A 20,641-nucleotide genomic window follows, 5' to 3' on the forward strand; every position below is an offset into this window, starting at 1 on the left:
GATGCCTGTGCAAAAAAGCCCGGTTCCTCATCATGAGGCACCGGGCTTTTTTGTTGCGCCATGTGCAGCAAAGCGGCGCATGCACCCCGCAAGCAGCAATGTCGCGCATAGCGGCCCCAGCCAATCCACCCACTGGTCCAGCTTGGGCCAGACCCTCAGGTCGAACGGCCCCCACCAGGGCATGTTGGCGCGCAGACCATGGCCGAACATCTCGATCCAGCGGTATTCCGCCTGCGCCACCTCCCGCCCGATGAAATAGGCCGAGGCGATCCCCGCCCCGGCCCACCAGTTCCCGGTGGCGCGCGCGATGACGACCTGCACGATGACGGCAAGGACGATGTGCTCGAAATACATCACGGCGATCTGCTCCCGGTTGTTTTGATCCTGCGCCACCCCATCCAGTAATGCGCCGCTGGTGCCAGGCGGCCAACAGCCGCTTCGGCCAGCACCACCAAGGCCAGTGACACGCCGAAAAGCGGCATCGCCAGCGCCAGGACGATGACTGCGGCCACCACCATCCAGGAATGGCGCAGCGGCGCCAGCGCGCGTGGGGCACCCAGCGCGCCTTGGGGACGTCGGCGCCACCACAGGATCACGCTCGACACGCACAGCAGCACGAGCCCGATCAGCACGGTGAGATTGACCAGCTGGTTCGCAAGGCCTGCCCATGCGCCTTCATGGATGGCCACGCCGTAGCCCACCGCCCGGTCGATCCAGTGACGGTCGGCAAAGCGGCGAATGCCCACTACGGTGCCGTCGCCGGCCACCTGCGCGCTGTCGCGCTTCGGACGGTTTTCCGCCTGGCTGCTGACCTGCCACGCGCCGCCGGGCGCGGTGGGCGGGCTGATCTGCACGGGCGCGGCAAAATGCAGGGTTTGCGCGGTTCCCACCACCGCATCGAGCGCGGCCGGGGCCGGGGCGACCATCGGCATCGCAGCGGGCATGTCCGCCATGCCGGCATGGTCCATGTGCCCGGCCATTGCGCCGCGCATGGCCGCGTCCGCTTGTGCGCGGCGCGCGCTGTCGGCGCGCGACCCGGCGGACCAGTCCTGCGGGCCGTCGGCGGTGCCGGTAACCGTGCGCACATCGCGCAGCCATGCGCCCCAGGCGTTCGCCCAAGGCAGGCCGGAGGCGATGAGGAACAGCGCGCCGATGCTGATCCACAGGCCGGTCACCGCATGCAAATCACGCCAAAGCGCCGCACGCCCCTGGCGCAGGCGCGGATAGATGACGCCGGCCAGCTTGCCGGCGCCGCGCGGCCACCACAGGAACAGGCCGGTCAGCAGCATCACCAGCGTCCAGCACGCTGCCATCTCCACCAGCGCCGAGCCGAAATTGCCCGCCAGCAGTTCGCCGTGCAGGCGAAACACCACGCGCATCAGGCGGTCCTCCTCCGGCACCTTATGCAGCACCGTGCCGGTCTGCGGATGCACCCAGACCCGCACCTCCCGGGCCCCGTTGCCGACCAGCACTTGCACCGCATCGTTCGGTTGTTGCGGCAGGACATAGGCGTGAAGCGCCGATCCGGGCACCGCGGCCACGGCCTGTGCGGCGATCGCGTCTGGCGCCAGGCGCGGCGCTAGCGCCGTCGCAACGCCGCGATAAGGCGCATACAGCGCGTCCTCGATCTGCGGCTTGAACAGATAGATCCCGCCGGTGACGGACAGCCACAGCACGAACGGAATGCAGAACAGCCCGGCATAAAAGTGCCAGCGCCATACCGCGCGATACCAGCGTTCGGTGCGGGCCTCGGTCATAGCGTCCATCCTGCTTCCACCAGGAAGCTGCGCTGTGGGTAGGGGTGATAGACCCAGGCCCGGTCGTTGGTGATGTTGTCCACGCCCGCGCTCAGGCGCAACTGCTCCGTCACGTTCCAGCTGACTTTGGCGTCCAGCGCAAACAGTTCAGACGTATAGCCATACGTATCCCCGCGCTGCAGCCCGAACAGGTCGGTGTTCGGGCGGCTGGCGTAACGCACGCCCAGCGAGAGTAGGACTGGCGGGCTGATCCGGTAGCGCACGTTGCCGTTCAGCCGCCAGCGCGGGATGCGGGGGAACTGCACGCCATCGGCGGTGGGGGCGGCATCGTTGCGCACCGTGATCGCATCGATCCAGGCCGCGTTGGCATCCACGCTGAGGCCGGGCACCAGCAGGTCGCGCGCCTCCGCGATCAGCTCGAAACCGTACTGGCGGGTCAAGTCGATATTCTTGAAGTTCGAGGTGGTCACCCCGTTCTGGTTGAAGCCGGTGAAGGAAAAGATGGTGTTGCGCACCCGCTGCCAGAAAGCGGACGCGGTGAGCTTCACCCGGCCCACCTGCCGCGCGACGAGGAGGTTGGCGTCGGTCGAACGCTCCGGCGCGAGATTGGGATCGAAGCTGTTCGCGTTGAAGCTGCCATCGCCGTTGAGGCTGCCCTGGAACAGTTCGCCCACCGTGGGAAAGCGGGTGGCCTTGGCAAGGCTGAGCTGCACGCGGGTATCGGGATCGACCGTCCATTCCAATGAGGCCTTGGGCTGGAAGCCGGTGGCGTGGCGCGCGCCATAGCGGTTGGTGACCATCACGCCGCCTGTGCCAATGCGCGCAAGCCCGCCGTCGAACGCACGCCAGTCCTCGTAACGCGCGCCCAGTGTCACGGTTACCGGGTCAAGCGGTACACGCAGTTCGGCCCACGCCGCCAGGTTTCGGGTCTTGCCGAAAGTGCGGGTGGAAAAGCTGGCGGCATCGTCGCTGCGCCAGCTTGGCAAGGCGTAGTTGGTAAGGTCCGTCTTGTAGATGTTGGCCGCGCCCCCACCGGACAGTTCGACACTGCCCAGCCGCGCTTCCAGCGAGACATCGCCCGTCCACCACCATGTGGGGCCTTGCCGCGCCAGCGTGCCGGCACCGTCGCTGCGTCCGTTGTCGTAGCCGGTGGAGGTGAAAGCATCCGACCGCGTGATCTGGTATGTCGATACGCTGGCCTTTGCGGTCACCGTATCGGACAGCGGGGCCGCCAGCTTGAGGCCGCCCAGCACTTCGTCACGCAGCGTGCGCGACCAGTTGGCCCCGCTGGCGGTATAGACCTTCCCGTTCAGGGCGACGGGTCCGTTGCAAACCGTGTTGCCGGCGGCGTCCTGCAGGTAGCAGTCCGGCGCGGTCTGGCTGTCCAGATTGTGCCAGTAGGCCAGCAGGAACTCGCCGGTGACACCCGATGCACCGTCGTACCCCACGCGCAGCTTGGCCTGATCCTGCGTGACCTTGGCCGGGCTTTGCGCCGCGAAGAACGGATTGGTGGTGGTGCCGGGCGCGCCGGCCATCGCCTGGCGGGGATCGATCACCGCGCCGGTCACCGGCGTTGCGCCCGTGCTGGTGGAAGGATTCAGCCCATAGAACATCATCGGATGGCCGGTATTGCGGAAATGCCGGCCCGATACCCGCAGCGACCAGGGGCCGTCCTTCTGGCGAAAGCCGAACCCGGCCTCGGCGGAATAGCCATAATACGTGTCCTGCGTACCGAACTGGTCGTAGGGCTGCGCCATCGCCTGGACGGTGGCGAAGGCCTCGGTCTTCTCCGGCGAGCGGGTGGTGATGTTGACCACGCCGCCCATGGAATTGCCGGCGTAGCGCGCCGAATACGGGCCGTAGACCACGTCGAACTGGTCCACTTCGCCGGGGCCGACGACACCCCACTTGGGCGCATAGGCGAACGAGTTGCCCAGGAAGTTGGACACCGTGAACCCGTCCACCATCACCAGCGACCGGGCGCTTTGCGTGGAATGGGTGCCGCGAAAACCGGGCACGCCGTTGGAATCGCCGGCATAGCGGGTGCGAACGAAAAAGTCGGGCGCGTACTTCATCAGATCCTCGACGTTGCGCGCGTTCACGCCGGCGAACTGTTCGTCGCCCAGGCTGACGGACAGGCCGCGTGCATCGAGCCTGATCGCCTTCTCGCTCTGGCCGACGACGAGGATGGTATCACCCGGCGGCGCGTCAGCCCCATCGGCAGCCGCGTCAGCGTCGGCGGCAAGGGCGTGGAGCGGGAACAGGGCAAGCGGCGCCGCGCCAAGCGCGAGCAGGATACGAAGCATGAAGGTTATCTCACCTGAAAATGCCCGCTGGCTCGCTAAGGGAACCGGTCGGGGCAGAGATCAAAATTTCCGCGCAGCATGGTGCTGCACGGCAATTGCGTCGGGTTCAGGTGAAGCGAGGCGGCGCGTGGCTGGGCGGGCGGCTGCGCTTTGCAGGGGCTGGCAGTGCCAGCGGCGTGCGGGCAATGGCCGCCACAAACACAAAGACCAGCGCGGCCAGCACCAGCGGGGCAAGGTCCGCGCCGGTCATGGCGGCGCAAAGCGGCGCGAAGGCGCACGGGTGATCCGCCGTGCTGGCGCCGTGCTCTTGCCCGCCGGGTTTTTTGGGCACGGCGATGGTGATCGTAGCGCCGGCGGGCGTCGCGCCGGAACACAGCGCGACGATGAGGCCGGTATCGGGCGCTGCCGGCATGTAGCCGACCGGCACGAAGATCTTCAGGCACAACGCCGCGCCCAGCAGCAGTGCTGCCAGCGCCGGACGGTCCCGCAAGAAGTGCCGCATGATCCCCACGCAGCAACCGTTAGCGGCGCGCACCGGCGCTGTCACGGGCAAACGTGTGGTGCCTCGATGGTGGGTCGGGGCGGCAACTTTCGCCGGCCATCGTGGACGTGGCCGCATTTGCCGCCGTTCCCGGCGCGATGCAGAATTTGTGCGCTTTAATCATACCGTTGACGGCTGAACGCCTAACGCACATATGCCGCACCACGGTGATGGATTTCCGCCGGGCTATTTGGCCGAACCGCCCTCGCAAGGGCCGATGATTCCTACTTGGCGCCGCAAGGCAGCAAAGGGGGAATTATGCGCGCTACCTTTCACAATCTCATCGCCGAACTGAACGTCGCGGCGTTTGTCCGCAATCGCCACGATCATGCTGTGTCGGTCATGCGCTGGGCGCTGATCCTGGTGCCGATGGCCGCACTCATCGGGACGTTGTGTGCTGCGTTTCTATGGAGCCTGGATGCGGTCACACGCCTGCGGTTCGCATTGCCCTGGCTGCTCTACCTGCTGCCAGTGGGGGGCTTCGTGGTCGGATTGCTGTACCATCTGACCGGCCGTTCGGTGGAGGGCGGCAACAACCTCATTGTCGAGCAAATCCACGAACCGGGCGGCGGCGTGCCGTTGCGGATGGCACCACTGATTTTCTTCGGCACGGTGGTAACGCATCTGTTCGGCGGTTCGGCCGGGCGGGAAGGCACTGCCGTCCAGTTGGGCGGCAGCCTTGCCAGCGGCTTCGGTCGCCTGCTGAAGCTCGATGCCGAAGGTACGCGCGTCCTGCTGATGACGGGTATTGCCGCCGGTTTCGGTGCGGTGTTCGGCACACCGATCGCGGGCGCGGTGTTCGCGCTGGAGGTGCTGGCGATCGGACGTGTCGAATATCGCGCGCTGGTGCCGTGCCTGCTCGCGGCGCTGGTCGGCGACTGGACGTGCCTCGCATGGGGCATTCATCACGGCGTCTATCGCATCGGGGAACTGGTGCCGGTCGATCCGCTACTTGTGGCCAAGGCCGGCATCGCCGGGGTTGCGTGCGGGTTGGTCGGCCTCGTCTTTGCGGAAGCCAATCACGCGCTCGGCGGATGGCTCAAGCGGATCGTACCCTATGGTCCACTGCGCCCGGTCATCGGGGGCGTGGCTGTCATCGCGCTCGTCTACCTGTTCGGCACGCGCGACTATCTCGGCCTCGGCACACTGGCGGCGACACCAGAGGGCCTGACCATCTTCAGCTTCTTCGGTCCCGACACGCATCCGTGGAGCTGGGCGCTCAAGCTGCTGTTCACCGTCGTCACGCTCAGCGCCGGCTTCAAGGGCGGCGAGGTCACGCCGCTGTTCTTCATCGGCGCGGCGCTTGGCAATGCGCTCGCCCCCATGCTCGGCGTGCCGACCGGCGTGTTTGCTGCGATCGGCTTCGTCGCGCTGTTCGCAGGCGCTGCCAATACACCGCTCGCTTGCACCTTCATGGGCATCGAGCTGTTCGGAGCTACTTATGCCGTGCCGATCGCGGTGGCCTGCTTCGTCGCCTACCTGTGTTCCGGTCATAACGGCATCTACCTGTCGCAGCGCGTGGCCGTGCCGAAGGTGCCGGCGACGGGTCTTACCCCGAACGCGACCCTTCGCGAGGCGCGGGCGCATCGCGCTGCGCGTCGTCCGCGCTCTTGATCTCCCACCAATCGAAGGTCTGCCCATGCCCGATCGTTTCACCGTCCAGCATCGCGAAATCGGCATGCTGCGCATCTACATGAAGCCGTCCGACCGGATCGGTCAGCGCAGCCTGCGCACGCTGTGGGGGGCTAGGCCGCTCTACCGCGCGTTGATCCAGACGGCGAAAGCGGACGGGATCATCAATGCCGTTGCGCAGCATACCCATTACGGATTCAGCAACCACGGCCCGATCCGCGAACACGGAGCGGAAATAGCCGATCCGCACCTGACGATCTGTGTCGAACTCGTAGGCGAGCGCGACCAGCTCGACCTGTTCTGCCGGCGACACGGCGACCTGCTGGCCGACAAGGTGATCGTCTACAAGCAGTTGGAGCGCTGGTCGGTCACATCCCGAGACAGTCCATGATGCTGCCGACACCTCAGCCTTAGCCGAAGATACCTAGCCCGCCGGCCCTGCCCCCTTACTTCGCCTCGGCGATCAGCTTAAGCGCGGTCGGGCTGGTCCAGTCGTTGCCGCCGGTGTAGCGCCACACTTCCTTGCCCTGGCTGTCGAACAGCACGGTGACCGGCAGATTGCCGCCGTACTGGAAGCCCAGGTCGCCCTGCTCGTCGATCCAGGGTTCGATATGGTCCAGCTTGCGGCGGCGCAGGATTTCCACCACTTTGCCGGCCTGGCCCATGTCCTGCGAGATCGGCAGGATCACGGCCCCGATGCCGGGTTCGCGGCCCGCCAGCGCGTTGAGCGTGGGCATTTCGGCGATGCACGGCGCGCACCATGTAGCCCACAGGTTGATCAGCAGCGGCTTGCCCTTGAACGAGGTGAGGTCGAGGCTTTCGCCGGTATTGTCCACCAGGCTGACGACGGGCATCGCCTCGCCCTTGTGCGAACGGTCCAGCTTGCCGGCGGCTTCGGGCGGCTGGCCGGGGCCGGCCTGCGCCTTCTCGGAAGGCTGCGGTTGCGCGTCCTTCCCGCCTTTACTATCGCAGCCGGAAATGGCGAGGGCGCTGGCCCCGGCAAGCGAACACAGGAACAGCGACTTGAGCGAGCGGGCAGATAGCAAAGCGGAAGGCTCCAACCAGATGTGGGGCGGACGGTTCGCCGAAGGACCGTCGGCGATCATGCGCGAGATAAACGCCTCGATCCCCTTCGACAAGGCATTGTGGCGTCAGGACATCGCGGCCAGCAAGGCGCATGTCGCGATGCTGGGCGCGTGCGGCATCGTGGCGAGCGCCGATGCGGTGACGATCCGTGACGGGCTGGACGCGGTCGCGGCGGAGTACGAGGCCAGCGGCGTGCCCGAGGACTGGGATCTCGAAGACATCCACATGACCACCGAATCGCGGCTGGCCGAACGTATCGGCCCGGTCGCGGGGCGGCTGCACACCGCACGCTCGCGCAACGACCAGGTGGCCACCGATTTCCGGCTATGGGTGCGAGACGCGATGGACCAGGCGCAGGCGGGCCTGCAGGCGCTGCAGGTGGCGCTCGTCACCCGCGCGGGCGAACATGCCGACGCCATAATGCCCGGCTTCACCCACCTGCAGACCGCGCAGCCGGTAACCCTGGGCCACCACCTGATGGCCTATTACGAGATGATCGGGCGCGATCGTTCGCGCTTTGCCGATGCGCGCAAGCGGATGAACCGCAGCCCGCTGGGCGCCGCCGCGCTGGCCGGCACCGGCTTTCCGATCGACCGCGACATGACCGCGCAGGCGCTGGGCTTCGACGGGCCGACCGCGAACAGCCTCGATTCGGTGTCCGACCGCGATTTCGCGCTCGATTACCTGATGGCGGCCAGTCAGTGTGCGCTGCATCTGTCGCGGCTGGCGGAGGAGTTCATCATCTGGGCCAGCCAGCCGTTTGGCTTTGTCACGCTGCCCGATGCGCTGTCCACCGGCAGTTCGATCATGCCGCAAAAGAAGAACCCAGACGCCGCCGAACTGGTGCGCGGCCATGCGGGGCGCATTTCCGGCTGCCTGATGTCCCTGATGATGACGATGAAGGGCCTGCCGCTGGCCTATTCCAAGGACATGCAGGACGATAAGCCCCCCGTGTTCGAGGCGGCCAGCCTGCTCGCACTGTCGATCGCGGCGATGACCGGGATGGTTGCGGAAACCACGTTTCGCACCCCCCGGATGCGCGCCGCCGCCGAACTGGGTTTTGCCACCGCGACCGATCTGGCTGACTGGCTGGTGCGTGAAGGCGACGTGCCGTTCCGCGAGGCGCATCACATTACCGGCGCTGCGGTAAAGCTGGCCGAGCAGCGGGGGGTGGCGCTCGATGCGCTGCCGCTCGATGATCTCAAGGCCATCGACAGCCGCATCGACGCGCGCGTATTCACCGCGCTGTCGGTGGAGGCGTCGGTGGCTGCGCGCAATTCGCATGGCGGCACCGCCCCCAAGCAGGTACGACTGCGCGTGGCCGATGCCCGCGCGGCGCTGGGTCTGGAGTAGAACGCATGCGCATGAGTGCCCGAGTGAAGAAGGCCGCCGTCCTTGCCATGCTGGCGCTGCTGGCCGCGTGCGGGCAGCGGGCGGCGCTGGCGCTCAAACCGGGGCAGCAGTTGCCACCTGCGCCCTACGGCCGGGCCGACAAGCCCAAGGCCGAGGAACTGCTGGCAACCCCCACTATCGCCATCCCGGAGCGCAGCGTTGAACTGCGCACCCGGTCCGAACCGCGCGCGGACGATCCGTTCGATCTGCCGCCCCCCGAAGCGGCCCAGCCCGCCGACCCTCAGCCCGCCAACCCGCAGTAGGTTTTTCATGGATCATTTCCAGATTATTGGCGGCGCGATGAACGCCGAACACGTGCCGCTGCCTGACATCGCCCGCGCGGTGGGCACGCCGGTGTACGTCTATTCGCGCGCCACTCTGTCACGCCACGCGCAGGTCTTTCGCCAAGCGTTGGCCGCGCTGCCGAAAGTGCACATCGCCTTCGCGGTGAAATCCAACCCCAACCTGGCCGTGCTGCGCCTGCTGGCCAAGGAAGGCTACGGCGCGGACGTGGTGTCCGAGGGCGAGATGAACCGCGCGCTGGCGGCGGGCATGGCGCCGGGCGACGTGGTGTTTTCCGGCGTGGGCAAGACCGCCAGGGAGCTGGCGGCGGCGCTGAAGGCAGGGATCGGCCAATTCAACCTCGAAAGCGAGGAAGAGGGCGTCGAGCTTGCGCAAATCGCCGCGTCCATGGGCGTTGTTGCCACCTGCACCCTGCGGGTCAATCCCGACGTGGATGCCGGCACGCACGCCAAGATTTCTACCGGCAAGGCGGAAAACAAGTTCGGCGTGGCGTATGACGTGGCGGGCGCGATCTACACGCGACTGTCCGCTTTGCCGGGCTTGAACCTGCGGGGGCTGGCGGTTCACATCGGCAGCCAGATCACCGACTTGGAGCCATCGCGGCAGGCGTTCGTGAAGATGGGCGCGCTGATGGCGGGCTTGCGCGAACAGGGCCAGCGGGTCACCCACATGGACCTGGGCGGCGGACTGGGCGTGCCATACAAGGCGGGCGACATGTTGCCAACTCCTGCGGACTACGGCGCTATGGTGGCTGAGGTGGCGAAGGACTGGGACGCTACGGTGATGTTCGAGCCGGGGCGCGTCATCACCGGGAACGCCGGCGTGCTGGTTACGCAGGTCGTGCGCGTCAAGCAGGGCAGCGCCCGGCCCTGGGTGGTGGTGGATGCGGCGATGAACGATCTTGCGCGCCCTGCGATGTACGATGCCTGGCATGATTTCGCCGCCGTCCAGCCGACCGGCGACATGATCGAAGCCAACATCGTCGGGCCGATCTGCGAAAGCTCCGACACTTTCGCGATGGCACGCACGATCGATGCGGTGCAGGCCGGCGATCTGGCCGTGTTCCGCACGGCGGGCGCGTATGGCGCGACGATGGCCAATACGTACAACAGCCGCGCGCTGGTGCCCGAAGTGATGGTGGACGGGGACAAGTGGGCGATCGTGGCCAACCGCATCGAACCCGCCGCGATCCTGGCTGCGGAACAGGTGCCGGACTGGCTGGACTGACCGCGCCATGATCGCCGCGCTTCCCCTGTTTCACCGGATCGCGGGACGCCCCGTCATCGTGCTGGGCGAAGGCGAGGGCGCAGACGCCAAGCGGCGGCTGGTGGAACGGGCCGGCGGGATCATCATCGGCGATCTGGATGCCGGGGTGGCGCAGGGCGCGCGGCTGGCGTTCGTGGTGCATGAGGATGCCGCGCTGGCCGAGGCTGACGTGGCGCGGGCGCGCGCGGCGGGCCTACTGGTGAACGCCACGGACCGCCCGGCGCTATGCGATTTCACGGTGCCCTCGATCCTTGACCGTTCGCCGGTGCTGCTGGCGATCGGCACGGGGGGCGCGTCGGCCGGCCTTGCCAAGCAGGTGCGGCTGCGGTTGGAAGCGCTGCTGCCGGCATCGCTGGGCGCGCTAGCACGGGCCTTGTCTGCGGCGCGCCCGGCGCTGCGCCAGCGCTTTCCAGAAGCTAGCGCACGGCGGCGTGCGCTTGATGCGGCGCTGGGGGCCGGCGGCGCGCTTGATCCGCTGACGGATCAGGCGCCGGATGCAGTCGCACGCTGGTTGGATGGTGCGCCCGCCGCCGAAGCCGGGGTGTTCGAAATCGGCTTGCGCAGCAATGATCCTGATGACCTGACGGTGCGTGAAGCGCGGTGGCTGGGCACCGCCGATGTGGTGATGCACGAAGCGCGGGTGCCCGGCACCGTGCTCGATCGCGCCCGTGCCGATGCGGTGCGCCTGATGATGGGCAGCACCATCGCGCCGGACGGACGCTTGACGGTGATCATCCGGGCAGCACCCTGACGCCGGTCAGCGCTGGGGCATCAGCTCACGCGAAAGACCACCGGCCAGCGCGTCGATCGCGCCTTGCAGGATCACCGCTGCTGCCGCCGAATCGATCCGCGTCGCGCGCTTGGCGCGGCTCATGTCCTGATCAATCAACCCGCGCTCGGCTCCGGCGGTGGACCAGCGCTCGTCCCACAGCAGGATCGGCAGGCCCAGCACCCCAAGGTTGCGGGCATAGGCCCGGCTGGATTGCGCGCGCGGCCCTTGCGATCCATCCATGTTGAGCGGCAGGCCGATGACGATGCCCTTGATCGCACGTTCGCGGATCAGGCCTTCCATCAGCACCTTGTCGGCCCCAAACTTACTGCGCTTTATAGTGTGGCCCGGCGACGCGAACCGCCAGCCCGCATCGCAAAACGCGGTGCCGATGGTCTGCGTGCCAAGGTCCAGCCCCAGCAGCGGTCCCGCGTCTGGCAAGGCTGCGCGGAAATCGAGCGCGCTGGTGGTTATTACGATTTGGTCTTCGCCTGCCACGCTGCGGCCCGCCTCTCGAAATCGGCCCTCAGGTTGGCCCAGAACAGCGCGATGTCATACAGGTGGTAATTGTTTCCGGGAAGCACGTAAGGGCCAAGGTCAAGCTTGGGCGGCGGGCCGATGTGCAAAAACCCGTCGCTGCCGCACGCCGCCGGGACGATGCCGGGGGCGATGGTGCCGGTGCGGGCCGCAAAGTCGGGTACCAGCGTGCCTAGGTTGGCGCTGGCATCTGCGTTGCCGCCCTGCCGGCCGGTGAGCGGGTTGGTGCACAAAAACGGGCTTGCGGCCACGGACCGGCCATCCAGCCCGGTGCGGCGCGCGTAGGCCTTTTCCAGCATCTGCGTGTCAGCTGGGTCCGCCACCGTCAGCCAGCTTGCCACGCAGCCGGCCTGATCGGGACGTGTGCAGGCGGGCAGGCCCATCTTCGGTAGATCATGCGCCAGCGATACCGGCCAGCCGATTACCCATGCGCCTACGACCTGGTCCGCCAGCGGGGTTCCCGCCACACGGTCCCGCAGCAGGCGGCGCAGCAGGAACGCGCCCTGGCTGTGACCGGCAAGCGCGATCGGCTGGCCAGGGCGCAGATGACGCGTGAATATGTCGAACGCTGCCAGCACATCGCCATAGGCCAGATCGATCGCTTCGGTGGCTTCCGGCTTGCCGGTGAGGAACGCGCCGACAGCCGCCTGGCGATAGCGCGGCGCCCAGATCGCCTCGGCATCGTTGAAAGGGCTCGCCATCGCCTGCACGAACAGGTCCGCGCGGTCGCGGCTGATGGCGTCCTGCAGCGAGGCGTTCCAGGCGTCCCTGGCGATGTAGCTGGTGGGGTGCACGAAGAACACGGCAACCGGCAGCTTGCGCGCCGCCGGTTTGACGCCGGGCGGCAACCACGCCGCTGGATCGTTTTTCAAGCCGGGCCGCGAGACCCACATGGCGGTGTTTTCCCATGCCTGAGGTGGCAGCGCGTTTTGCCGCGCGAACGAGACATTCGGCACGAAGGCCATCTCGGTCAGGTCTTCGGACCAGATGCGCAGCGCCAGCAGCAGTGCCAGCAGCAGGATCGTGACGCCGGCGATCAGGTACAGGAACTTGCGCGCCACGCGGTTAGCTAATCTTGATGTCGGTTATCTGCTCAACCGGCTCGCCATTGTTGTAGGCCGCTTCGCGTTCCAGCCAGATCTTGATCATGGCGACCAGCGGATCGGCCAGCGCCAGCCCGAGGATACCGAAGAGGACCCCCATGATCAGCTGCGCGGCCAGCACCAGCGCGGGGGGCAGGTCCACCGTCTTGCGCGCAATGAACGGCGCGATCAGGTAACCGTCGATCAGGTGGATGATGGCGTAGACGCCGATCGTGTACAGCCCCATCTGGCTGCTCACCGAAAAGCCGACCAGCACCATGATCGCGCCCGAAATCGGCGCACCGATATTCGGCAGGAACGCGAGCAGACCGGTGATCAGCCCCAGCAAGGCGGCCATCGGCACGCCGTAGAACTGCAGCATCGCCCAGGTGAACACGCCTTCCACCGTCATGCCGATCACCCGGCCGAACAACAGCCGGCGCAGGGCCTGGCCCATGACCTGCGAGGTCGCCTCGAAACGGTCGCGCCGCGCCAGCGGCAGCATCCAGCCCACGCCGCGGCGATACAACAGCGGCTCCATCGCCATGTAGATGCCCAGCACCAGGATCAGGAACAGCGTGGTCAACGCGCCGAACAGGCCGCCCAGTGCGGCGGTGACCTGGCCGATGCCACCCATCGCATCCTTGGCGATCGAGCGCACGTCGCCAACTTTCACGTCCATGCCGTGCTGCTGCAACCAGCCGAGCGCGCGGTGGAACTGGCTTTCGATCGTGGCGGGAAGTTCGGCAGCCTGCTGGGTGATCTGGCTACCGGCGAACTTACCCAGCCAAAATACGAACAGCAACGCGGACAGCAGCACCAGCGCCACGCGCCAGCTGCGCCCGATCGGCAATACCCGCCCGATCAGCCGGGCTCCGCCGTCGATCAACGCCGCCAGCACGATGCCGCCGAAGATCACCAGCAGCGATTGCGAGAGAAACACGACCAGCGCGAGCAGCGCCGCCATGCCGATCCAAACGAACGCCTTGCGCGCTTCGTATCGTACCAGCGGATCGCTGATATCGGTCGGCCCTGCGCCCAGGTGTGCGGTGTCGTCGGCCTTGTGGCTATCGCCGTGGGTGGATGACATCAGCGTGTCGCCTTTGCAGGAGCAGGATCCATGCGCGGGCGCAGGCTGGTGAAGGCCCGGCCGGGGCGCAAGGCGTGCCACCAGCTCAGCGGGTTCCAGCCTTGAGAGCCGTCCAGTGAGAAAGTGATGAATTCAGCCCGTCCGCCGATGTCGGACAGCGGCACCGGCCCGCCAAGCCCGCCTTCCGCTTCGCCGCGATAATTCACCGTGAATGGCGCGCGACTGTCCGCAGAACGGTCGCGATCATCGCCCATGAGGAAGACATGACCTGCAGGCACGGTAATCTCCGAAAAGTGATCGAGCGGCTGATCGATATAATCGATTACCTGATAACTCGCACCATTGGGCAGGGTTTCACGGTAGGTCGGCAGCTCGTAAACTTCCCGTCCGCTGGCAAGCCGCACGCGAAACTGCTCGAATCCGTCGTAGCAGTGCCCCGGTTCCTGCCCTTCACAGGTCAGCGCATCGTCTGCGGGTATCTGCACCGGTGGCTCGACGGTGCGCGGGATGAAGCGTCCGTTCAGCCGGATACGCCCGTCGATCACCGCGATCCGGTCACCGGGCCGGGCGACGACCCGCTTGATGAGGTCCGCCTTGCGGTTGCCGGGCACCACGATCACCACATCGCCATACTGCGGTGTGCTGCCCAGGATCCGGGTGTTGGAGCGTGGCAGCAGGTGAAAGCTCAGCGACGACCAGTTCCAGCCGTACGGGTACTTGGACACCACCAGCCGGTCCCCCACCAGCAGTCCGGGCATCATCGAAATCGAAGGGATGTAGAACGGCTTGGCTACCAGCGAGTGGAACGCCAGCACGCCCATCAGCATCACCAGCAGCCCGCGCACTTCGTGCAGCCAGTTGGTGGGGCGCGGCGCGCGGGCGGCGTGGCGATCCGTTGAAGGCGCAGGCGCAGGCGGCGCCGCAGTCTGCTCGGTCATGCAATCTCGGGTCGGGAATGGGGAAGCGGGCGCGCTTCGATGATGACGAAGGCCTGCGCCCATGGGTGGTCGTCGGTGAGCGTCAGGTGAACCACGGCCTCGTGGCCGGCGGGGATCATCGCGTCAAGCCGGGCTTTGGCGCCGCCGGTGAGTGCGAGGGTCGGCGCGCCCGATGGGGCGTTGACGACGCCGATGTCCTTCATGAACACGCCGGCCTTGAAACCGGTCCCCACCGCCTTGGAGAAGGCCTCCTTGGCGGCGAAGCGCTTGGCCAGCGTGCCGGCGATGGTGTGCGGGCGGCGCGCCGCCTTGGCGCGCTCCAAATCGGTGAAAACGCGCGCCAGGAAACGCTCGCCGAACCGGTCGAGCGAACTGGCGATACGCTCGATATTGCACAGGTCAGAGCCCAGTCCGATGATCACCGCACTTCGTCCATCAGCGCGCGCATGCGTTGCACGCTGGCTTCCAGCCCGGTGAAGATCGCCTCGCCGATCAGGTAGTGGCCGATGTTAAGCTCGGCCAGCTGCGGGATGGCGGCGATCGGCTGCACGTTCTCATACGTCAGGCCATGGCCGGCATGCGGCTCGATGCCGTTCTTGGCCGCCAGCGCCGCCATATCGACGATCCGGCGCAACTCGTGTGCCACGGCCTCGCCTTGCGCATGGGCATATTCGCCGGTGTGAAATTCCACCACGGGTGCGCCCAGCTTCATCGCCGCCTCGATCTGGCGCGGGTCCGGGGCCACGAACAGGCTGACGCGGATACCGGCATCGCGCAGGCGCGACACGATGGGTGCGAGTCGGTTGTGCTGCCCGGCGGCATCCAGCCCGCCTTCCGTCGTGCGCTCCTCCCGCCGTTCCGGCACGATGCAGGCGGCGTGGGGGCGATGGCGCAGGGCGATCTCCAGCATCTCGTCGGTCGCGGCCATTTCCAGGTTGATCGGCAGGCCGGTGGAGTCGGCAACGCGTTGCAGATCCTCGTCCCGGATGTGGCGGCGATCCTCGCGCAAGTGCACGGTTATGCCATCGCCGCCGGCCTGCGCCACGATCTGCGCCGCGCGCGCCGGATCGGGGTGCGCCCCGCCGCGCGCGTTGCGAATCGTCGCCACGTGATCGATGTTGACGCCAAGGCGCAGGCGGGCAGGGTTCAGCACGTTCATCCATTCACCGGGGTTGGAGTGGGCTCGTGAGGGTACGGATCGATCGGGAGTGGCGGGCCGTCAGGCCTGCGCGCGGCTGCCCGGCTTGATGGCGGGCGTCGCGGCCAGGTCGGCCGGAACAGCGTCGGGCGCAAATGTCGGAAAGTTCAGCGCCACCAGTGGGAAGAACGGGACCCCCAGGTCCACCGCGCCGGCGGTGCGGTCCACCAGCGCAGCGGCGGCGATCACCGTGGCACCGGCCTCTTCGATCGCCTTGATCGCCTCCCGGCTTGACAGGCCGGTGGTCACCACGTCCTCCACCATCAGTACTTTGTCGGACGGGTCCAGCGTGAAGCCACGCCGCAGTTCGAACGTGCCGGTCGGGCGTTCCACGAACATCGCGTCCACCTGCAACGCGCGGCCCATTTCCTGGCCGATGATGACCCCACCCATCGCCGGAGAGACGACCTTGGTGATCTGCTTGCGAATATCGTGCGGCAGCTTTGCGGCCAGCGACACTGCCAGGCGCGCTGCCCGGTCCGGGTTCATCAGCACGCGCGCGCACTGCAGATAGTGGGCGCTGTGCCGCCCTGAGGAGAGCAGGAAGTGCCCTTCCAGCAGGGCCTTGCTGGCACGGAACTCGGCGAGGACCTCTTCTTCAAGCATTTGCGTGGCATACCTTACATGCGTTTTGCCGGTCGTCTCGCCCCTAGCGAAGCGCCTTTGCGTCAAAATTTCCCTAGAGGCGCTTGAGACGTGCGGCAAGCACGCGTATAGCCCGGCCCAAAGGGGGCGAAAACGCCGCCAAACAGGGGTGCGCGGGCGGCGGTTTTGTTGATCGTCGGCGCGTTCGAAGGAAGTGGAAGCGCAAGAAACCATGACAGCGGGCAAGATTTCTTCCGGCGCGGGGCACGCGGCCAAGGTTCTGGGATCGGCCATGACGGGCGCGTTCGTCGCGCTCGTGGTCGGGGCGACACCGGCGTTCGCGCAGGCGACCGCCGCAGCGGCACCGGCGGCGGGCAGCTACACCCCCATGAAGCCGACGCCGGGTATCGGCATGCCCGTGGATGGCGGTATCGGCCTGCAGAAGCAGTTCTCCCCCACCGGCGAATACGGCGCGTGGCTGCATCATGGCCTGCTGTGGATCATCGGCCTGATCTGCCTGTTCGTGCTGGCGCTGCTGGTGATCATCGCGGTGCGCTTCAATCGCCGGGCCAATCCGGTGGCATCCAAGACCAGCCACAACACCGCGCTTGAAGTGGCCTGGACGCTGCTGCCGGTGCTGGTGCTGATCGCCATCGCGGTCCCCTCGATTGACCTCATCGCCAAGCAGTACAAGCCTGCGCCTGAAAGCGCGCTGACGATCAAGATCACCGGCAACCAGTGGTTCTGGACGTATGGCTACCCGGACAACGGCGACTTCGAGGTGATCTCGAACATGCTGAACATCCCCGGGCAGCCCACCATCAACAACGGCATCCGCGAAGTGGGCACGCGCCCGTGGGACGGTCCTTCGCACCTTGAGGTGGACAACCGCATGGTGGTGCCGGCGGGGGAACCGATCCGCCTGCAGATCACGGCGGCTGACGTCATCCACTCGTTCGCGGTGCCTTCGCTCTGGTTCAAGTTGGACGCCGTGCCCGGGCGCATCAACGAGCGCGTCCTGTTCGTCGAAAAGCCGGGCGTCTATTACGGCCAGTGTTCCGAACTGTGCGGCGCCAAGCACGGCTACATGCCGATCGCCGTGGAAGCGCTGCCGCGCGATAAATACAACGCCTGGGTCCTCACCCATGCGGGCGGCCTGATCGATGGCAAGAAGAAGCCGGTAGCCGCCACCGCCGCTGCGGCTCCTGCCGCTCCCGCCACCGATGCCTCTGCGGCGCCGGCTGGCGAAGCGTCCGCCGAAGCCGAATAATAGCGATACAAGAGGACAGGGTCCCGAACATGGCAACCACCGCTGACCACTTCCAGGCGCACACGGAAGACCACGGCCATCATGGCCACGATCACGAACACAAGCCCGCGTTCTTCGCGCGCTGGTTCATGTCCACCAACCACAAGGACATCGGCACGATGTACCTTATCTTCGCGATTTTCGCGGGGGTGGTGGGCGGTGCCATTTCGGGCATCATGCGTGCCGAGCTGGCGCAGCCGGGCATCCAGTATCTGGGCTTCTTCGCCAAGATGGTGGGCGATAACCCGACCGACTTCAACGCCACCTTGCACATGTGGAACGTGCTGATCACGGCGCATGGCCTGATCATGGTGTTCTTCATGGTCATGCCTGCCATCATCGGCGGTTTCGGCAACTGGTTCGTCCCGATCATGATCGGTGCGCCGGACATGGCCTTCCCGCGCATGAACAACATCTCGTTCTGGCTCACCGTGGCAGGCTTCTGCTCGCTGATGTGCTCGCCTTTCGTGCCCGGCGGCACCGGCATGGGCGCAGGCACCGGCTGGACGGTCTATGCGCCGCTGTCGACCAGCGGCTCGGTTGGTCCGGCGGTGGACTTCGGCATTTTCGCGCTGCACCTTGCCGGTGCCGGCTCGATCATGGGCGCGATCAACTTCATTACCACCATCTTCAACATGCGCGCACCGGGGATGACCATCCACAAGATGCCGCTGTTCGTGTGGTCGGTGCTGGTCACCGCGTTCCTGCTGCTGCTGGCGCTGCCGGTCCTGGCCGCCGCCATCACCATGCTGCTGACCGACCGTAACTTCGGCACCACTTTCTTCGATGCATCGGGCGGCGGTGATCCGGTGCTGTACCAGCACTTGTTCTGGTTCTTCGGCCACCCCGAAGTCTACATCATGATCCTGCCCGGCTTCGGCATCATCTCGCAGATCGTCTCCACCTTCTCGAAGAAGCCGGTGTTCGGTTATCTGGGCATGGCCTACGCGATGGTCGCGATCGGCGTGGTGGGCTTCATCGTGTGGGCGCACCACATGTATGCCACCGGCCTTTCGGTGAATACCAAGATGTACTTCACCGCCGCCACGATGGTGATCGCGGTGCCTACCGGCGTGAAGATCTTCTCGTGGATCGCCACGATGTGGGGCGGCTCGATCGAGTTCAAGAGCCCGATGGTCTGGGCGATCGGCTTCATCTTCCTGTTCACCGTGGGCGGCGTCACCGGCGTGGTGCTGGCGAACGGCGGCGTGGACGACGTGCTGCACGATACCTATTACGTCGTGGCGCACTTCCACTACGTGCTATCGCTGGGCGCAGTGACCGCGCTGTTCGCCGGGTTCTACTATTGGTTCCCCAAGATGAGCGGGCGGATGCACTCCGAATTTCTCGCCCACGTCCACTTCTGGATCTTCTTCGTCGGCGTGAACATGATTTTCTTCCCGATGCACTTCCTCGGGTTGCAGGGCATGCCGCGCCGCTATCCGGACTATGCGGAAGCGTTCACCTACTGGAACCACTTCGCCACTGTGGGCTACATGGTGATGTCGGCCAGCATGGTGGTGTGGTTCGTCAACATCATCTACGCGTTCACCGCCGGCAAGAAAGCTCCGGCCAACTATTGGGGCGAAGGCGCGACGACGCTGGAATGGACGCTGTCCAGCCCGCCGCCGTACCACCAGTTCGAAACCCTTCCCGTCATCGACGAGACGGTTCACCACTGATCGCGCCGCCGCCCGTATCCCTGATGCGGGCGGCGCGTGGATGAAACGGGCCGCGAGCCCTCGCCTGACGGCTATGTGAGGTGTATGGGCAACCGGCCATGAATGTTTCCAGTCCCGATACCATCGCCGCTACCCAGCCCGCTGACTGGCGCGATCTTTTCGCGCTGACCAAGCCGCGGGTGATGAGCCTGGTGATCTTCACCGGCTTGTGCGGACTGCTGGCAGCGCCCGCGCATATTCACCCTACGCTGGGCTTCACCGCCATCCTGTGCATCGCCATGGGTGCGGGCGGGGCCGCCGCTCTCAACCAGTGGTGGGAAGCGGACATCGATGCCGGCATGAAGCGCACCGCGCAGCGCCCGCTGCCGCAAGGCCGACTAGATCGCACCACCGCGCGTGATTTTGCCGGCATTCTATGCGCGGCCTCGATCTTCCTGATGGGCTTTGCGATCAGCTGGCTGGCCGCCGCGATCCTGGCCGTGTCGATCGTCTATTATGCCGTCGTCTATACCATCTGGCTCAAGCCGCGCACGCCGCAGAACATCGTGATCGGCGGCGGCGCGGGCGCGTTCCCGCCGCTGATCGGCTGGATTGCAGCAACCGGGCATATCTCGGCGATGCCGGTGGTGTTGTTCGCTATCATCTTCATCTGGACGCCCCCGCACTTCTGGGCGCTGGCGCTCTTCGTGAAGACCGAATACGCCAAGGTCGGTATCCCGATGATGCCGGTAGTGAAGGGCGAACGCTCCACCCGCCGGCAGATCCTGGCCTACGCGGTGCTGCTCCTGCCGTTGAGCGCGTTGCCCTGGTGGCTGCCGGGGGATGAGCATACCGGGCCGATCTATGGCATTTCGGCGCTGGTCCTCTCCAGCGTCTTTCTTGCGCTTTCCGCCCGCGTGGGCCTGCGCGAACGTAGCGGGCCGGACGATATGATGAAGCCGGAAAAGCAGCTTTTCGCGTACTCCGTACTATATCTGTTTGCCTTGTTTGGCGCGCTGGTGGTCGACCGCTTCGTGCCGCTTTGACCGGAAGTTTGCCGCAATGACCAATACGCCCAAGCCCCGCACGATCGAACAGATCCGCCGCAGCCGCAACCGCGTGCTGGGGCTGGGATTGGGCGCGTTCGTGATTCTGGTGTTCTTCATATCCATCGCCAAGATGGGTTGAA

22 protein-coding genes and 1 riboswitch are annotated in these 20,641 nt (G+C 66.3%); of the genes, 10 read left to right on the forward strand and 12 right to left on the reverse strand.

Annotated elements, in window-relative coordinates:
- Positions 1-30 precede the first annotated feature (30 nt).
- The 4 genes from ASE49_RS12255 to ASE49_RS12270 form a co-directional block, all read right to left on the reverse strand.
- Positions 31-393: a hypothetical protein gene (locus tag ASE49_RS12255; RefSeq protein WP_442945997.1), complete on the reverse strand. Its 363-nt coding sequence runs from the start codon at positions 391-393 to the stop codon at positions 31-33.
- Positions 354-1,766 carry a PepSY-associated TM helix domain-containing protein gene (locus ASE49_RS12260; RefSeq protein ID WP_056772749.1) on the reverse strand — a complete coding sequence of 471 codons (1,413 nt, stop codon included), beginning with the start codon at positions 1,764-1,766 and terminating at the stop codon, positions 354-356. The genes ASE49_RS12255 and ASE49_RS12260 overlap by 40 nt, the downstream gene beginning before the upstream one ends.
- Positions 1,754-4,063 (reverse strand): TonB-dependent receptor, encoded by a 2,310-nt coding sequence (locus ASE49_RS12265; protein ID WP_056772755.1) that lies wholly within the window; start codon positions 4,061-4,063, stop codon positions 1,754-1,756. The genes ASE49_RS12260 and ASE49_RS12265 overlap by 13 nt, the downstream gene beginning before the upstream one ends.
- A gap of 106 nt (positions 4,064-4,169) precedes the next feature.
- The gene (locus tag ASE49_RS12270) at positions 4,170-4,553 is read right to left on the reverse strand and encodes a hypothetical protein (protein ID WP_235522971.1); all 384 of its coding nucleotides are present in this window, start codon (positions 4,551-4,553) and stop codon (positions 4,170-4,172) included.
- 208 nt (positions 4,554-4,761) lie between these two features.
- Positions 4,762-4,838: riboswitch (Fluoride riboswitch) on the forward strand.
- 24 nt (positions 4,839-4,862) lie between these two features.
- Between ASE49_RS12270 and ASE49_RS12275 the strand changes: the two genes are divergently transcribed.
- Together ASE49_RS12275 and ASE49_RS12280 are read left to right on the forward strand one after the other, a co-directional pair.
- A complete protein-coding gene (locus ASE49_RS12275) occupies positions 4,863-6,218 on the forward strand; it encodes a voltage-gated chloride channel family protein (protein ID WP_056772760.1) in 1,356 nt (451 codons plus the stop codon).
- 25 nt (positions 6,219-6,243) lie between these two features.
- Entirely contained in the window at positions 6,244-6,627 is a 384-nt protein-coding gene (locus ASE49_RS12280) for a DUF190 domain-containing protein (protein ID WP_056772766.1), read from the forward strand.
- A gap of 55 nt (positions 6,628-6,682) precedes the next feature.
- On the opposite strand, the gene ASE49_RS12285 is transcribed toward ASE49_RS12280, so the two are convergent.
- Positions 6,683-7,342: a TlpA family protein disulfide reductase gene (locus ASE49_RS12285; RefSeq protein ID WP_056772769.1), complete on the reverse strand. Its 660-nt coding sequence runs from the start codon at positions 7,340-7,342 to the stop codon at positions 6,683-6,685.
- On the opposite strand from ASE49_RS12285, the gene argH reads away from it, so the two are divergent.
- Genes argH through ASE49_RS12305 form a run of 4 tightly spaced genes read left to right on the forward strand, consistent with a single transcriptional unit; the run spans position 7,302 to position 11,034 of the window.
- Positions 7,302-8,675, forward strand: coding sequence for an argininosuccinate lyase (gene argH, locus ASE49_RS12290; RefSeq protein ID WP_056772774.1), 1,374 nt, complete (start codon positions 7,302-7,304; stop codon positions 8,673-8,675). The two genes, ASE49_RS12285 and argH, sit on opposite strands and share 41 nt — an antisense overlap.
- A gap of 5 nt (positions 8,676-8,680) precedes the next feature.
- On the forward strand, positions 8,681-8,977 hold the full coding sequence (locus ASE49_RS12295; RefSeq protein WP_056772778.1) for a hypothetical protein: 297 nt from the start codon (positions 8,681-8,683) through the stop codon (positions 8,975-8,977).
- Between the two features lie 7 nt (positions 8,978-8,984).
- On the forward strand, positions 8,985-10,244 hold the full coding sequence (lysA, locus tag ASE49_RS12300) for a diaminopimelate decarboxylase (RefSeq protein WP_056772782.1): 1,260 nt from the start codon (positions 8,985-8,987) through the stop codon (positions 10,242-10,244).
- A 7-nt stretch (positions 10,245-10,251) separates the two neighbouring features.
- On the forward strand, positions 10,252-11,034 hold the full coding sequence (locus ASE49_RS12305) for a siroheme synthase (RefSeq protein ID WP_056772786.1): 783 nt from the start codon (positions 10,252-10,254) through the stop codon (positions 11,032-11,034).
- Positions 11,035-11,040: 6 nt separating this feature from the next.
- Here the strand turns inward: ASE49_RS12305 and ruvX are convergent, their stop codons facing one another.
- The 7 genes from ruvX to pyrE are packed head-to-tail and all read right to left on the reverse strand — an operon-like array spanning position 11,041 to position 16,503.
- Complete coding sequence (gene ruvX, locus ASE49_RS12310) at positions 11,041-11,550, reverse strand: Holliday junction resolvase RuvX (RefSeq protein ID WP_235522972.1); 510 nt, start codon at positions 11,548-11,550, stop codon at positions 11,041-11,043.
- Entirely contained in the window at positions 11,526-12,650 is a 1,125-nt protein-coding gene (locus ASE49_RS12315) for a DUF3089 domain-containing protein (RefSeq protein WP_056772790.1), read from the reverse strand. The genes ruvX and ASE49_RS12315 overlap by 25 nt, the downstream gene beginning before the upstream one ends.
- A 4-nt stretch (positions 12,651-12,654) precedes the next feature.
- Positions 12,655-13,761 carry an AI-2E family transporter gene (locus ASE49_RS12320; RefSeq protein ID WP_056772795.1) on the reverse strand — a complete coding sequence of 369 codons (1,107 nt, stop codon included), beginning with the start codon at positions 13,759-13,761 and terminating at the stop codon, positions 12,655-12,657.
- Positions 13,761-14,699: a signal peptidase I gene (gene lepB, locus ASE49_RS12325; protein WP_056772799.1), complete on the reverse strand. Its 939-nt coding sequence runs from the start codon at positions 14,697-14,699 to the stop codon at positions 13,761-13,763. The genes ASE49_RS12320 and lepB overlap by 1 nt, the downstream gene beginning before the upstream one ends.
- Positions 14,696-15,121 (reverse strand): holo-ACP synthase, encoded by a 426-nt coding sequence (acpS, locus tag ASE49_RS12330; RefSeq protein ID WP_056772802.1) that lies wholly within the window; start codon positions 15,119-15,121, stop codon positions 14,696-14,698. Before acpS ends, lepB begins: the two co-directional genes overlap by 4 nt.
- Positions 15,118-15,858, reverse strand: coding sequence for a pyridoxine 5'-phosphate synthase (locus tag ASE49_RS12335; protein ID WP_056772805.1), 741 nt, complete (start codon positions 15,856-15,858; stop codon positions 15,118-15,120). Before ASE49_RS12335 ends, acpS begins: the two co-directional genes overlap by 4 nt.
- Positions 15,859-15,918: 60 nt before the next feature.
- Positions 15,919-16,503, reverse strand: coding sequence for an orotate phosphoribosyltransferase (gene pyrE / locus ASE49_RS12340; protein WP_056772810.1), 585 nt, complete (start codon positions 16,501-16,503; stop codon positions 15,919-15,921).
- A 211-nt stretch (positions 16,504-16,714) separates the two neighbouring features.
- On the opposite strand from pyrE, the gene coxB reads away from it, so the two are divergent.
- From coxB to ASE49_RS18835, 4 genes are all read left to right on the forward strand, one after another.
- Entirely contained in the window at positions 16,715-17,752 is a 1,038-nt protein-coding gene (coxB, locus tag ASE49_RS12345; protein ID WP_056773234.1) for a cytochrome c oxidase subunit II, read from the forward strand.
- Positions 17,753-17,781: 29 nt separating this feature from the next.
- Positions 17,782-19,473 carry a cytochrome c oxidase subunit I gene (gene ctaD, locus ASE49_RS12350; RefSeq protein WP_056772814.1) on the forward strand — a complete coding sequence of 564 codons (1,692 nt, stop codon included), beginning with the start codon at positions 17,782-17,784 and terminating at the stop codon, positions 19,471-19,473.
- A 98-nt stretch (positions 19,474-19,571) separates the two neighbouring features.
- On the forward strand, positions 19,572-20,498 hold the full coding sequence (locus ASE49_RS12355) for a heme o synthase (protein WP_056772816.1): 927 nt from the start codon (positions 19,572-19,574) through the stop codon (positions 20,496-20,498).
- Positions 20,499-20,514: 16 nt separating this feature from the next.
- The gene (locus tag ASE49_RS18835; RefSeq protein WP_268778251.1) at positions 20,515-20,640 is read left to right on the forward strand and encodes a hypothetical protein; all 126 of its coding nucleotides are present in this window, start codon (positions 20,515-20,517) and stop codon (positions 20,638-20,640) included.
- The last annotated feature ends 1 nt before the right edge of the window (position 20,641 follow it).

The sequence above is a fragment of the Novosphingobium sp. Leaf2 genome, from assembly GCF_001421325.1.
Taxonomy (GTDB): domain Bacteria; phylum Pseudomonadota; class Alphaproteobacteria; order Sphingomonadales; family Sphingomonadaceae; genus Novosphingobium.